Source organism: Methanothermobacter defluvii (assembly GCF_003385755.1).
GTDB classification, from domain to species: domain Archaea; phylum Methanobacteriota; class Methanobacteria; order Methanobacteriales; family Methanothermobacteraceae; genus Methanothermobacter; species Methanothermobacter thermautotrophicus.
Genome location: NZ_QREL01000001.1, coordinates 950,030 through 964,201 on the forward strand (window position 1 = coordinate 950,030; position 14,172 = coordinate 964,201).

General features: G+C 44.6%; 14 protein-coding genes. 8 read left to right on the plus strand and 6 right to left on the minus strand.

The annotated features are described in order from the left end of the window. Positions 1 to 259: 259 nt before the first annotated feature. Both C7452_RS04990 and C7452_RS04995 read right to left on the minus strand, forming a co-directional pair. Complete coding sequence (locus C7452_RS04990) at positions 260 to 850, minus strand: metal-dependent hydrolase (RefSeq protein ID WP_115892413.1); 591 nt, start codon at positions 848 to 850, stop codon at positions 260 to 262. Positions 851 to 855: 5 nt separating this feature from the next. Further along, positions 856 to 1,446, minus strand: a complete 591-nt coding sequence (locus C7452_RS04995) for a hypothetical protein (protein WP_115892414.1) — start codon at positions 1,444 to 1,446, stop codon at positions 856 to 858. 165 nt (positions 1,447 to 1,611) lie between these two features. Between C7452_RS04995 and C7452_RS09170 the strand changes: the two genes are divergently transcribed. From C7452_RS09170 to C7452_RS05030, 8 genes are all read left to right on the plus strand, one after another. Next, positions 1,612 to 2,088, plus strand: coding sequence for a glycosyltransferase (locus C7452_RS09170; RefSeq protein ID WP_245942846.1), 477 nt, complete (start codon positions 1,612 to 1,614; stop codon positions 2,086 to 2,088). Between the two features lie 224 nt (positions 2,089 to 2,312). After that, positions 2,313 to 2,552: a hypothetical protein gene (locus C7452_RS09175; protein ID WP_245942847.1), complete on the plus strand. Its 240-nt coding sequence runs from the start codon at positions 2,313 to 2,315 to the stop codon at positions 2,550 to 2,552. 52 nt (positions 2,553 to 2,604) lie between these two features. Beyond that, entirely contained in the window at positions 2,605 to 3,864 is a 1,260-nt protein-coding gene (locus tag C7452_RS05005) for an oligosaccharide flippase family protein (protein WP_115892415.1), read from the plus strand. Between the two features lie 21 nt (positions 3,865 to 3,885). Continuing rightward, positions 3,886 to 4,659, plus strand: a complete 774-nt coding sequence (locus C7452_RS05010) for a class I SAM-dependent methyltransferase (protein ID WP_115892416.1) — start codon at positions 3,886 to 3,888, stop codon at positions 4,657 to 4,659. A gap of 16 nt (positions 4,660 to 4,675) precedes the next feature. Then, complete coding sequence (gene glf, locus C7452_RS05015; RefSeq protein ID WP_281270444.1) at positions 4,676 to 5,803, plus strand: UDP-galactopyranose mutase; 1,128 nt, start codon at positions 4,676 to 4,678, stop codon at positions 5,801 to 5,803. Positions 5,804 to 5,849: 46 nt separating this feature from the next. Beyond that, a complete protein-coding gene (locus C7452_RS05020) occupies positions 5,850 to 6,848 on the plus strand; it encodes a glycosyltransferase family 2 protein (protein WP_115892418.1) in 999 nt (332 codons plus the stop codon). 159 nt (positions 6,849 to 7,007) lie between these two features. Then, positions 7,008 to 8,441, plus strand: coding sequence for a flippase (locus C7452_RS05025; protein WP_115892419.1), 1,434 nt, complete (start codon positions 7,008 to 7,010; stop codon positions 8,439 to 8,441). Between the two features lie 40 nt (positions 8,442 to 8,481). Next, complete coding sequence (locus C7452_RS05030) at positions 8,482 to 9,693, plus strand: Coenzyme F420 hydrogenase/dehydrogenase, beta subunit C-terminal domain (protein ID WP_115892420.1); 1,212 nt, start codon at positions 8,482 to 8,484, stop codon at positions 9,691 to 9,693. Here the strand turns inward: C7452_RS05030 and C7452_RS05035 are convergent. From C7452_RS05035 to C7452_RS05050, 4 genes are all read right to left on the minus strand, one after another. Further along, on the minus strand, positions 9,686 to 10,924 hold the full coding sequence (locus C7452_RS05035) for a polysaccharide pyruvyl transferase family protein (RefSeq protein WP_115892421.1): 1,239 nt from the start codon (positions 10,922 to 10,924) through the stop codon (positions 9,686 to 9,688). The genes C7452_RS05030 and C7452_RS05035 overlap by 8 nt on opposite strands. Positions 10,925 to 11,304: 380 nt before the next feature. After that, positions 11,305 to 12,447, minus strand: a complete 1,143-nt coding sequence (locus tag C7452_RS05040) for a glycosyltransferase family 4 protein (protein WP_115892422.1) — start codon at positions 12,445 to 12,447, stop codon at positions 11,305 to 11,307. A 419-nt stretch (positions 12,448 to 12,866) separates the two neighbouring features. Next, a complete protein-coding gene (locus tag C7452_RS05045; protein ID WP_115892423.1) occupies positions 12,867 to 13,487 on the minus strand; it encodes a glycosyltransferase in 621 nt (206 codons plus the stop codon). Between the two features lie 14 nt (positions 13,488 to 13,501). Next, the gene (locus C7452_RS05050; protein WP_115892424.1) at positions 13,502 to 13,876 is read right to left on the minus strand and encodes a glycosyltransferase family protein; all 375 of its coding nucleotides are present in this window, start codon (positions 13,874 to 13,876) and stop codon (positions 13,502 to 13,504) included. Positions 13,877 to 14,172: the final 296 nt, after the last annotated feature.

Below are 14,172 nucleotides of genomic sequence, written 5' to 3' on the forward strand. Positions count from 1 at the left end.
CATAATAAGCACGGGAGTAGTATATCTTCCTGAGAAATGATAGGTGGACGACCACTACATTAAGAAGACATGGGACCCGGCTCTCATTCCTCTGCATCGTCTCCCCTCCCTGGCATAGGGATGATGAGGAACTGATAGAGAAAAAGTAAAAGAAATTGAATTAAAATGCAGAGGATATCAAATAAAAAAATCAGGTTCCTGTTCCAGAGCATGGAACCTTTAATTTTTCACATCGTTGAATCATATTCATCTGGAGACATCAATCATCCTTGAAGTCCACGAAGATGCTCTCTGAGCCATTGGTGTGATAGGATGTCACATTGACGTCCCTGTCCGCATCAACCTGGATGTCCACGGTCATGGTCCTGCACTGACCCTCCCTGGTGCTGTTGCGGACCTGGGGTTGGAGTGCATCATCGGGTGCACCCACCGAGACCAGTGATGTGACCACCGTGACGGCTATGAGGAATGATAGGAGGGCCCACTCACCGGCTGTCCCCGTCTTTATCCTCTTCTTCCTCTGGAGGCAGTGGTAGGGTGTGTCCTTGAGGGGGTAGAGCAGGGGGCATCCATGGACCGTGAAGAGGTCCAGGAGGATGTGGGATGTGATTCCAGCAAGGAGCGGGATCCCATTCTCCGGACTCTTCAGTGAATAGAGTAGAAGGGGTGGTAAAATAAGGAGTGTGTGTCCGATGCCCCTGTGCCTCCCTGTGAGGTAATCCAGGAGGTCAGGGACTGTACCCGCAGCCCCGGCGAGGAGGGCCCCTCTGATGATTGACGTTACAGGGTACAGGAAGTTGATCAGGAGGAAGAGAACGACTGCAGCTGTTACATGAGTCCTTAACTTCACCTATTTCACCTTACAATGTAGTTGATTGTCCTGAAGACTATGAGGGCAAACCAGATTGTGCTCGTTGCAAGGAGACCGTACTCCAGACCCACCCTCAGGTAGCAGAGCGAGGCAAATACCGATATGAGGGCCATCACCGTGACAGAGACGTCGATGGAGTCCCCATCCAGGCACCCTGATGGGTTGAGCTTCCTGAAGGTTGAGTAGAAGGACTGGACCTCACCCCTGAAGGTCCCGGTGAGGCCTGCCATGTACTTCACCCTCCCGTGGGTGTGTAGCCAGAGGTACTTGCCTGCCGCCTTCCCTGTGAGGTCCTCGAAGTGGTCCATGAAGACCCAGGTCTCCCTCTCAATGGATGCTATGGCCGTCATTATCTCTGTGATGGTAAGTTTCTCCTGTGCACCGGGTTCATGGGCCCTCATTATCTCCAGGAGGCCTGCCTTGAGGGGCATGGGTGATACCAGGTAGACCAGGGCGGCCTGGAGGTCGAGTTCCTCTGCCCTTTCACTGAGTTCATGGTAGGTGTCCCTGATGTTCCCGCCGCAGTGGATGATGTTACCATCCTCAAGACAGGACACGATTTTTATTAAGTCCATGGAATAAAGTAATAAGTAATATTATTTAAACTTTTCGTATGATGTAGGGGTGCGACAGATTTTTACTGCTGGAGGTTTAAGGTGGAATAGGATAGATGGTCTGGACTGATAAAAGATCCAGGAGTGGACAGTGAATGCAGATCCTCGAGGATGGAGAGATGAAAAATGAAGATATGTGCTGTTGTCGTCACATACAACCGTAAGGATTTACTCGTGGAGTGCCTTGAAGCCCTGAGGAGGCAGACAGGACCGTTAGATGCAATCTACATCATAGACAATGCCTCAACAGATGGAACACCCCATCTACTCATGGAGGGGGGCTACATAGATAACCCGGATGGCTCCGTGAAAAATCTGCCGGACCATCATGGGGGGTCACTGAAAATTGTCTATGTGCGGCTCAATGAAAATACTGGAGGTGCCGGAGGATTCTATGAGGGCGTGAAGAGAGCCTTCCATGATGGATACGACTGGATATGGCTCATGGATGATGACGTTGAACCAGAAGAATATACCCTTGAAAAACTTCTCAGAGCCTCTGAAAGAATCCCTGAAGATATTTCCGCAGTTGCTCCTGTGAGGTTCTTCCAGGGTTCGCTCTTCAATCGTGAGACAAGACCTTCAACTTCAGAAATCCCCTAAAATACTTCACATATGATGTTATAAGTGATGATGATCTTAAAGAGGAATACTTTAAGATATCAGCCATATCCTTTGAGGGACCCCTTATAAAGAGAGAAGCCATTGAAAGGATAGGATTCCCTGATGAAAGTCTTTTCATAATTGCAGACGATACAGACTACGCCATCAGGCTGCGGGATTATGGACCAATTTATATGGTATCAGGGGCCAGACTCATCAAAAAGGTGGCTGCAGAGCCAGATTTCAACTGGAAGACCTTCTATCATCTGAGGAATGTGATCTATCTGGATAGGAAGTATGGAGAGAACATCCTTGTGAGGTATTTAAGACCCATGAGGACCCTCATTATCCTCACCTATCAATGCCTTAAATATAAACCATCCGGTTTCAGATACCTCTTAAAGGCTTTTTGGGAGGGATATACTCTCAAAAGGGGAAAAACCGTGAAACCGGGAGAATTCTAACCCTCTTGGAGGTCCCTGACTATCCCCATGATCAGAAAAAAAGGATGATTGAATGAAGATACCATCACCCTTATCAAACAGCGAGCATCGACGTGTCCTGGATAACATAATCTCACTCACAGGTATACAGCTTGTGCAGTACCTCCTCCCCCTCATCACATTTCCCTACCTTACCAGGGTCCTGGGTCCTGCCAACTTCGGTAAGGTCGCCTTCGCGGTTGCCTTCATAACCTACTTCCAGATACTGACAGACTATGGCTTCAACTTCTCAGCCACCAGGGAGATCTCAATACACCGTGATGAGACTGAAAGGGTGTCCCGGATCTACAGCTCGGTTATGGTAACAAAGACCATCCTCCTGGCAGTGACATTCATGGCCATGCTCGTCACGGTCTTCCTGATTGACAGGTTCAGATCAGACTACCTCCTCTACATCTTCACCTACGGCCTCGTTGTGGGCAACCTCCTCTTCCCGGTCTGGTTCTTCCAGGGAGTTGAGAGGATGAGGTACATAAGCATCCTGAGGATAGTGAGCTCCCTCATCTACACAGCCCTCATCTTCATCATTGTGCGGGGACCCGGGGATTACCTCTACGTGCCCCTCATAAACTCGGCGGGATTCATAGCCGTCGGTTTATACAGTCAGAGGATAGTCATGAGGGAATTCGGTGTTAAGTTCATGATTCCATCCCCCTCTGATATAAGGGAGCAGCTCCTTGAGGGGTGGCACCTCTTCATTTCAACCCTGGCCATAAGCCTCTACACCACATCCAACCGTTTCATACTGGGACTCCTTGTGAGCAGCGCAACCCTTGGATACTATGCCGTGGCAGAGGATATAACCAGGGCCCTCCAGGGGATCGTATCACCCATAAGTCAGGCCATCTACCCCTACTTCTCAAGGATCCAGAGGGATGACCGTGAAAGGGCCAGGTATGAGCTCAGGAAGATGCTGGTATTCATGGGGGCCCTGACCTTTATCCTCTCTGTTGCACTCGCCCTGCTTGCACCGGTCATCGTGGGGATACTTGCAGGTTCATCTTACTCACTCAGTGTCCCCCTAATGCAAATACTTGTTTTTTTACTATTTGCTGTTGGTATCAATACAGTTATGGGGCTAGGCTTGATATCCCTCGGCCATAAAGATATATTCTCAAGAATCGTGATAATAGCTGGTCTTTTACATATTCCCATCCTAATAGGATTCACAATGCTAATAGGAGTCATAGGAGCTGCAATTGCAGTTATCCTAACAGAAACCTTCATAGTATTCCTTGAATATTTTATAATCAGAAAAAAGAACATCTTATAAAATACTTTATATGGTGAACTCATGCCTATAGGAGACTCATACAAATATCTTTATGATAAGAAGGTAATTGAAAAGCTGATATCTATTATGGGGACCCCTGACCTTCATTCACATATCAGGATAAAGCCTTTGATCAATTTCTTCAAAAAAAATTTTAAAGGAGACGTAAAAATACTCGAAATTGGGTGTGGAAATGGCATAAACGCATTTGAACTCCTGAAGTACAATGAAAAGCTTTTTTATCATGGCTTCGATTTAAATCCAGACGCAATCAGTCAAGCCCGGCTTCTCGCAAACCTAATTGGCTGTGAAGACAGATTGAAATTTTATTGTGATGATGCTCAGAGAGTAAATTTTGATTCCCTTAATATAAAATTTGATCTTGTCCTTTTAATGGACATACTGGAACATCTTCAGGACCCTGAGAAGTTCCTCAAGAATATGGATCATTTAATTAAAGATGATACCTTAATAGCAGTATCGGTTCCAACACCTCGCTATAAAAAGGTCTTTGGAGAAAATTTCCATGAAAGTATTGGTCACCTGAGAGATGGTTACACTCTCAGGCAGCTCTCCAAACTATTTAAGGGGATAGACTGCGAACTTAATACTTATTCATATAACACGGGGCATTTCTCAGATATGGGGTGCTACCTTTATTACAGATTTTTTCCAAGTAACAGATACTTAAACCTCTTTAAAATACTCCTACTATACCCTTTCAGGTTTCTGGATATATATAATTCCGAGAGCATTAGCTGTAGTATATTCGCGGTATTTTCAAGGAGGGGGTAAAATATTTAATTACATAATTGTTGGCGCAGGACTTGCAGGGTCGGTGATGGCCGAGAGGATAGCCAGCCAGCTGGGAGAGAAGGTGCTGGTGGTTGAGAGGAGGAACCATATAGGTGGTAACTGCTACGATGAGAGGGATGATAACGGGATACTGGTACACAGGTACGGACCCCACATCCTCCACACAGACAGTGAGGAGGTCTTCGAGTACCTCTCAGCTTTCACCGGGTGGAGGGAGTACCAGCACCGCGTCCTTGGCTCCATAGACGGGACCAGGGTCCCCCTCCCATTCAACCTGGACTCGCTGAGGATGCTCTTCCCCCCATCGCTGGCGGAGAGGCTTGAGGAGAAGATGATTGAGGAGTACGGCTTCGGTTCAAGGGTCCCGATAATGGAGCTCATGGGATGCGGCGACCCTGACATAGAGTTCCTGGCAGACTACGTCTACAGGAAGGTCTTCCTCAACTACACCATGAAGCAGTGGGGCCTGGAACCAGGGGATATAGACCCGGGGGTCACAGCCAGGGTCCCCATTGTACTGTCAAGGGATGACCGCTACTTCAATGACAGGTACCAGGCCTTGCCAGTGGATGGCTACACAGCCATGATAGGGAGGATGCTGGACCACCCCTGCATAAAGCTGATGCTCAACACAAGCCACGACGAGGTCCTCGAGTTGAGGGATGGGAGGATCCACTTCATGGGCTCTGAGTTCAGGGGTAAGCTCATATTCACGGGTAAGATAGATGAGCTCTTCGGCTACAGGTACGGTGAGCTACCCTACAGGTCACTGGACCTCAGGTTCGAGTCCCTTGACATGGAGTGGTTCCAGGAGGCCGCTACTGTGAACTACCCCAACGACTATGACTTCACAAGGATCACAGAGTTCAAACACCTCCACCCGGCAGATTCCAGGAGGACGACGCTGCTGAGGGAGTACCCCTGCAGACACGTGGAGGGGGAAAACGAGCCCTTCTACCCGGTATTCACAGATGAGACCCGGGCGAAGTATGAAGGGTACCTTGAACTCGCCAGAGAATTTGAGGACCTGATACTGGTGGGGAGGCTTGCAGAGTACCGCTACTATGACATGGATGATATAGTGCTGAGGGCCCTCAGGGTCTTTGAGGAGATGATAGATTGAGGGTCTGTCGTAACATACAAGGACTCAAGCGTGAGGAGATGATAGATTGAGGGTCTGTGCAGTGGTCGTCACATACAACCGTAAGGAGTTACTCATGGAGTGCCTGGAGGCCCTGAGGAGGCAGACAGGGCCATTAGATGCAATCTACATCATAGACAACGCCTCAACAGATGGGACACCGGAACTACTCAAGAGTAGGGGTTATCAGGACGGTGCAGTCGTTGAGAGCCCCCTTGATGGGAGGGAAATCATTATCAGGTATGTTAGACTGCCCGTTAACACGGGTGGGGCGGGTGGATTCCATGAGGGTGTGAGGAGGGCCTTCAGTGATGGATATGACTGGATCTGGCTCATGGATGATGATGCTGAGCCACTCCCGGACAGTCTTGAGGGTCTGCTCAGATATGCTGGTGATGGTATCGCGGCCCTTGCAAACCTCAAGGTCTCCCCGGATGGGAGGCCCCAGTACATCCACAGGGGCTTCTTTGATTTCAACAGCTTCAGACGGGTTGTGAGGCCAGTGAAGGATGATGATCTGAGGGGTGAGACAGTTGAAATCGATCATGCATCCTTTGTGGGGATCCTTATAAACTCTGATTCAGTGAGGAGAATAGGGTTCCCGAGGAGGGAATTCTTCCTGCATTACGATGATGTGGAGTACTGTCTGAGGTTGAGGAGCACCGGTAAGATCATTCTGGTACCCGGGAGTCTGATTCTGCACAAGGAAGCCGCGGCAGGGAACATCACAGGGAGTCTTCCTGGCAGCAGAATCCCGGTGGTGCCCTATGATAAGCTGTGGCTTCGATATTATGGTATTAGAAATCAAACATGGCTTCGCAGAAAGGAGATGGGTAGGGGACGTTTCTTTATCTTCATGATAAGAGCAGTCCTGCTTTCAGCTGCAGCTCAGATAATCGCAGGGATAATTACTGAGAAACCCTTCAGGAGGGCCAGGTTTGTATTGAGTGCCTATGTCGATGGCCTCAGGGGGAGGTTCGATAATGAAAAACCCCGCAGGATACTTTATGGCTCAGATAATCAGTAACTGTGATCAGTGGGTAGTGAATTATTTCCGGCACTGGAAACTAATGAATTAGCTAGTTTTATAGTTCCAGATTACTAAATTAATGCTGGAGATCCACAAAATATCAATGAAATGGAAATTCAGGATGTATCCACTTAATCATGCTTCAGGTGTTACTTAATGAACCAGGTCCAGAGAATAGTCAAGAACATCGGGGTTACAGGGACTGCCCAGATACTAACAGCCCTCATGTCATTTGTATTCATGATATACCTTGCAAGGTTCTTGGGGGAGGCCGGTTTCGGTAAATACAACTTCGCATTCTCCCTCACAACACTCCTTGTGACCTTCACAGATCTTGGGGTTAACCAGCTCATTGTGAGGGAGATTGCGCGTGAAAGGGATCTTTCCTCACATTATGTTAACAATGCCGTGCTGCTGAAGATCCCCCTCTCGATCATGACCTTCATTCTCATAGCCGTTCTGACATGGATCATGGACCCCGGGAGTGATGCATCGATCCTCCTCTACCTTTTTGGAATCTACAACATCCTTTTAACGGTTTCAGGCACCTACCTCTCACTCTTCCAGGCCTGGGAGAGGATGGAGTACGTTGCAACATTTCAGATCATAGAGAGGGTGTTCATAGTGACCCTCGGCCTGGGCGTGCTACTCATGGGCTACGGTCTGATGGTTGTTGCATGGGTCTATGTACTCGCAGGTATCCTTGATATCGCTGTTGCAGCATCCATCAGTTTCAGGAGGTTCATAAGGCCATCCCTATCCATCGATACTGGACTCCAGAAGAAAATGCTCATCATGGGTCTGCCATTCGGGCTTAACTCCCTATTTGCAGTCTTCTTCTTCAGGGTTGACACTGTCCTCCTGGGTCTCCTGAGGGATGACGTTGCGGTTGGTATCTACAATGCTGCCTACAACCCCCTCCTCGCCATCAGCATGATAGTCTCTGGTATGGTGTCTGCTGCAGTCTACCCTGTCATGTCAAGGTACTTCAAGGAGGACGCTAAATCCCTCCATGGCCTTACGAGGATATCGGCAAGGTACCTTGCAATCGCTGGTTTCCCTGTTGCCGCGGGGTGCTTCGTCCTTGCAGATAGGTTCATCGGCCTGTTCTATGCAGGGGGATACGTCGGGGCGGTTCCGGCATTCCAGATACTGGCGCTCTTCATCCCCATAAGGCTTGTGAGCACCATAACCGGGACCCTTTTGAGTTCCATTGACCGGCAGGGGTACAGGATGTTGAGTGTGGGTATAAGTGCAGCGTTCAATATAGTACTTAACATGATACTCATACCATACTACAGTTACATCGGTGCAGCAGCTGCAACTGTGCTATCAGAGCTGCTGCTCTACATCCTCTTCATTTACTACATAGGTGAATCCTACGGTGATGTGGAGCTGAACCGGGAGTTCATCAAACCCGCTGCTGCAGCGGCCCTGATGGCCCTCATGGTTTACCAGATCCGGGGGATCAATCTGCTCCTCGTTGTAGGTGTTGCAGCCATAATCTACCTCATATCCCTCCTCCTTCTGGGTGAGTTCGGGGAGGAGGACAGGGCCATTATAATGAACCTTCTGGGGAGGAACACATGAAGCAGCTCTACGACAGGCATGGAGTTCTGGGAGGAAATAGATGAGGAATGTCAGCGAGGTTGGGGACCTCTGCACCGGGTGCGGAACCTGTGCAGGGATCTGTCCCCATGGAAGTGTTGTGATGAGAATAGACCATGACAGGGGTGTCTATGAACCCCTGGTTGACGGTGAGTGTGATGAATGCGGCCTATGCCTTAAGGTATGCCCTGGCATCGGGGTCGACTTCACCGACCTTAACATGAGGGTCTTTGGCAGGGAGCCTGAGGACATCCTTATGGGTAACTATGAGGAATGCTACACCGCCCACAGCCGTGATGAGGAACTCAGGTATGGTGCATCCTCCGGTGGTATGATAAGTCAGATCCTCATCTATCTCCTGGAGGAGGGCCTCATAGATGGCGCCCTTGTGACCCGTATGAATCCTGAGAGACCCCTTGAACCTGAACCCTTCATTGCAAGGACACCCCAGGAGATCGTTGAGAGCAGGGGGTCCAAGTACTGCCCTGTACCTGCAAACGTTGCCCTTCGGGAGATACTTGAAAGGCCCGGCCGTTACGCTGTTGTGGGCCTACCATGCCACATCCATGGTGTGCGGAAGGCTGAGAGGGTCAGCAGAAAACTGAGGGAGAGGATAGTTTATCACATGGGGATTGTATGTAATCATACGCCAACTTTCAAAGCAACAGAATTCCTTCTTGAAGGGCTGGGTGTTGATCCGGGTGATGTTAAATCCATAAGGTACCGTGGGGAGGGTTGGCCTGGAAGCCTGAGGATTGAAACAGAATCAGGTGAAATACTACTACTACCTGAGTACTGGGGATCAGGGTTCGGGCAGCTATTCATGCCTGAGAGGTGCAGGTTATGCGCAGATCATATGGCGGAACTTTCAGATATCTCCTTTGCGGACCCCTGGCTCAAGGAATTTGAAAACGAAAAAAGGGGAAGAACACTTGTAATACAGAGGAAAAATCATGAAATAATTGAAGGATTTGATGATCTATGTGAAATAGAACCTATTCAACCCTCCAAGGTGATCATGTCCCAGATCTACAATCTTTACATGAAAAAGAAGGTTTATCAGATGGGTAATAATATCTACAGAACCGTTTTTCCAAGGATTGATATTATTGACAGGTTAATAGCCCGTATATATCCACAGAACCTCAGGATCCCAAAGAAGCTCATGTTAAAGTACATTACCATTTATCAGACCATTGTAGCCCTCAAGGCAAGAAGGGATTTTCTCAGCTGATACCCATTGAATCACAGATTCTCTTTACGAGTTCACCATTCCTCATAGCCCTATCTTTTATTAAAGGTATTGTTTCTTTGAGATGTCCTCTTATTTTTTCACGGTTTTCCCATGCATCTGCTATTTTACACATGAGTAATTCCTCTGATAGATCCTCAAATTCAATGTAATAATCTTCAACACCGCAGAGTTTCATTAAACCCGGGGTTTTTATACTGTAGGATATTGCAACAGCCGGGACGCAGCTGGAGAGGGCTGCTATGTTGGCATGCATACGTGCACCTACAAAGAGGTCGCACTTTGATATAACGTATTTGAGTTCCTCTGCATTGTAGTCTTCCTTCAAATTAAAAACATGATCCCTGTTTTTTACCATCTCAAAGACCTTTTCATTTATGATTCTATCATCATTTAAACCTTCAACGGTTACATGGGCTACCAGGAGAACATTAGCATCATAATCCTCTATTAATTTATCAATTATATTTACCATTAGCTTAGCATAATCGTCATAATCCCCCCCACCAAACTCTGATATGGCGTTGCTGATGGAGAATCCTATTATATTATCCCTTTTAAGGAATTCCTCCAGGGATGGATTATTAACCCTTCTTCTATCAAGTACAAATGCTGAATCTGCTGTGAAATAGACTGGAGGCCTGTTAACCCCAATTTCTTTCAGATAGTTGAAGGAGATTTCGTCTCTTGTTGTAATAAGAGAGGCCTTGTTGAGAATTGTCCTTGCCATAAGTGATGTTAATCGTGTTTTGAATGGGCCAACTGATTCCGCGAAAACGAAGAATGGCTTTCCAAGTAGGATAGCTAAACATAAACCGCAAAGTTCTGTTAAGAAACTAAATATACCATAGTCTTCAGATAAAACATCCCCACCAGTTGTAAGGACTATGTCTGAATTTTTAAGGATATTTAAACCTTCATTCCAGTCTAAAATAAATTTTAAGTCTTTAATGTGTGATAAAAATGACCAGATGATGGCAGATAGAATGATAAAGGGTGTTTTTAAAGATAAAAAGGTGGGGAATATCAAACCTATCCTTTTATAGGGGACTATCTCATGATCTGAATCTGGAATAGAATAAAGGTTCAGGTATGGTATAAAAAATACCGATGATTCAAAAAAACTGTTTAAAATAGTAATCCTGCTCAGAACTAATGCCTCGGTTCCTCTGTTTAATCTATCAGTAGGTCCTGTAAGTAAGATTTTCAACATGCTATCCCCCTAAGTTGTTAGTTTTTAGCCTTTCTAGAAATCATGAAATACTCACTGATGTCTCAACAGATGAAGGTGTACACTGTGATCTCCTAGGTATTTAAGTGAGAATAGTTTAATAATCTTTACAGATATCCATTATTGATAATGCTTTTCAGTTTATTCAAGCACCAAATAGAAAAATGTGAAGAGCAGCAAATTGTCTGCTATAACTTTTCAGCATACGTTATATCAGCCAACGCCATGCGATAAAAGACTATTAAAGGTATGAATGGAAATCCGGCAAAAAAAGATCTCTACTATATTGCATCATCAAAGAAATAGGATTTCAACATATTGGCACTATTTTCTAAAAAATTTTGTAACTTTGCCTCTTAATACTACCCTAAGGATTCAATAACCTTTCTCAAGTCCTCTCTCATCTTTTCCATGCTGAATTCCTTCTCAGCCATTTTCCTGGCGTTTTTACCCATCCTCAGGAGTTCATCCTCAGGGAGGGACCTGAATTCTTTTATCCCCTTTAAGAGGTTTTCAGGGCTGTTGTCATCGATGACGATTCCGCATTTATATTTTCTGACCAGGGCAGCTGCATCCCCCACATCTGTTGTCAGTATGGGTTTGCCCATGGCTGCGTATTCAGCGAATTTGGTGGGTGCAGCGACTTCAGCGGATTTATGTGATGGTCTGGGGAGGACCAGGACATCACAGGCACCATAATAATATTTAACCCTGTCAAAGGGGACCTTGGGTATATACAATGCATTATTGGACCTTTCCATGTTTTCTGAAAATCCCACGTATAGGAAGAAGATATCCCTGTAATCAACAGCCTCGCCTGTTTCAATGAGTTTATCAACACCCTGCCACTTGTCATCAGCGCCTATGTATCCGAAGGTTAATCTGTCCTCTAATCCCAGATCTTTTTTCATCCTATTTGCTTCATCTTCATTGAGGGGCCTGAAGAGATCCAGATCCGTGGCATTGGTTACACAGTACAACTTTTTTTCCGGGACCCCCCTCTCCCTCAAATCCTTCATCATCGACCTGGAGACACAGATCACCCTGCTGGAAGCTTTAAAGGTTAAGGAAGAGATGATACTATAATAAATCTTCCTCAACAAACCAACCCCATATAATTCCATTTCACTTATTAGATCCCCATGATTATCCAATACGATATGAATCCCCCTTATTCTCGATAAAGAGCATATAAATGCCGATGGTGCCAGATTACAAAACACCAAATCATACTTATCTACCGGAGTATTAATAAAGTGCTTAAGATGAACATTCAGAGGAGAAACTCTAATTATGGAGTATTTGAATGGAGGTTCAAAAGATAAATGAGTCTTTCTGCTATAGAAACGTAGTTCAACTTCATGACCAATTGAAGACAGAAGTTCCGCCTGTTTTTTTATTCGTAACCAACAAGAACTCTCTTTTGGTTGCCCAAGACTAACACTTAAAACTTTCATTGTATTCCCTACAAGTTTCGTAGAAAAATGATGTAACTCCTTTATCATGATTAGTTACTCAATGATCCCAACTGTAATTTAGGTGAGAACTAGTTAATAAGGTTTACAGGTTCACTCGGTGCTACTTTCTATCGATATTCAAGCATAAAATCTAACAGGAGTGAAGGCAGCATCAATTAATGCCCTTTATTTGCTTGAAGACCTTCCGAACTCGGGTGGATCACTTCACTAATACGTCTAACGCATTTATTGTTCATGAACACCCGGCTTGAATGAAGTTACATATCACACTACGTTCCAAAAAATATTCTTCCAAATGCACATGATCCTAGATGCTGGATAAGATGCTTGATTTAGCTGTTCTTTATTTAGAATCTTTATTTAGAATATTCTTAACATTTTCATCATATTTAAGGTTTATATTAAGTTATATGTTACAAATTAAATGCTCACTTTCAAATTAAATCTTAAGATTTTTCTAAAATTTCTTTAAACACTTTTTTGAATTCTTTCACTTGATTTTCTTCTGAAAAGATTCTACTTATCTCTTTACACTTCATGGAAACCCTTTTTTTCCATCCCAAAGGTTTACTATAAATTTCAAGGATTTTCCTAGCTATTGTAGCAGGTTCATTATTATTTATTATTAAAAAATCAAGACCATATTCTCTAAGAATATCAGACTGGCCAGTGTTCTCTGTAATAATAGGTATAATGCCGGCTGACATAGCTTCGAGTACAGAAACAGGAAATGAATCAAAGTCAGCTGGATTAACATAAAAAGAACATTTATTGAAGTACTGTTCGGGGTGCTTAGTAAAGCCAACCTTATGCAACCATTCATAATCATCTTCAATAACATCAGAACAAGATCCAATAAGATAAAGCTGAAAATTTCCATCATAGCCATTTAAAATTCTTACAGCCTCAACAAGATTATGGAAACACTTATCCGGGCGAATCCCGATGAACATTATTTTTGATGTGTGCAGTGGACAATTAAGATCAAAAGCCACATTAACGCCAAAAGCGTTAACTACGCTTATATTTTGAGATTTGAAGTATTTAGATGCTAATTTCTTATTCATTTCGGATATTGCTATTATATTGTCAACAAAAATAAGTTCTTATTCATTTCGGATATTGCTATTATATTGTCAACAAAAATAAGTAAAAATTTCATCAGCAATCTAATAGGAAATACGTGCCTTGGAATAGAATAAAAAAATGGATCTGCATTAAGAAGTATAACCTTTGTTCTGGGATTTTTAATTTTCTTAAGCGCCGCTAAAGGTAAACCAAATCCACCCTCACAAAAAACCACATCCGCCTTGTATCTATCTTTAATAATTGAAGTTAAAAAAATCTTCATTATAGATTTAAGATTACTTCCATAAAACTGCCATTTGTTAGTTATAGTCTTTGCAAATGCTGCATGAACTGCATGTGGATTCTCGTAAATAAAAACTATTTCCATTTGATTCACCTGCTATAACTTACTATAATTCCATATTAAATTATAAACTGTTTCTGAGCATATAAAATGGAGGCCACAGAATTATTAATCAGCAGCAGTAAAGAGTGTCATCAATTATCCCAACTGTAATTTAGGTGAGAACTAGTTAATAAGGTTTACAGGTTCACTCGGTGGCTACTTTCTATCGATATTCAAGCATAAAATCTAACAGGAGTGAAGGCAGCATCAATTAATGCCCTTTATTTGCTTGAAGACCTTCCGAACTCGGGTGGATCACTTCACTAATACGTCTAATG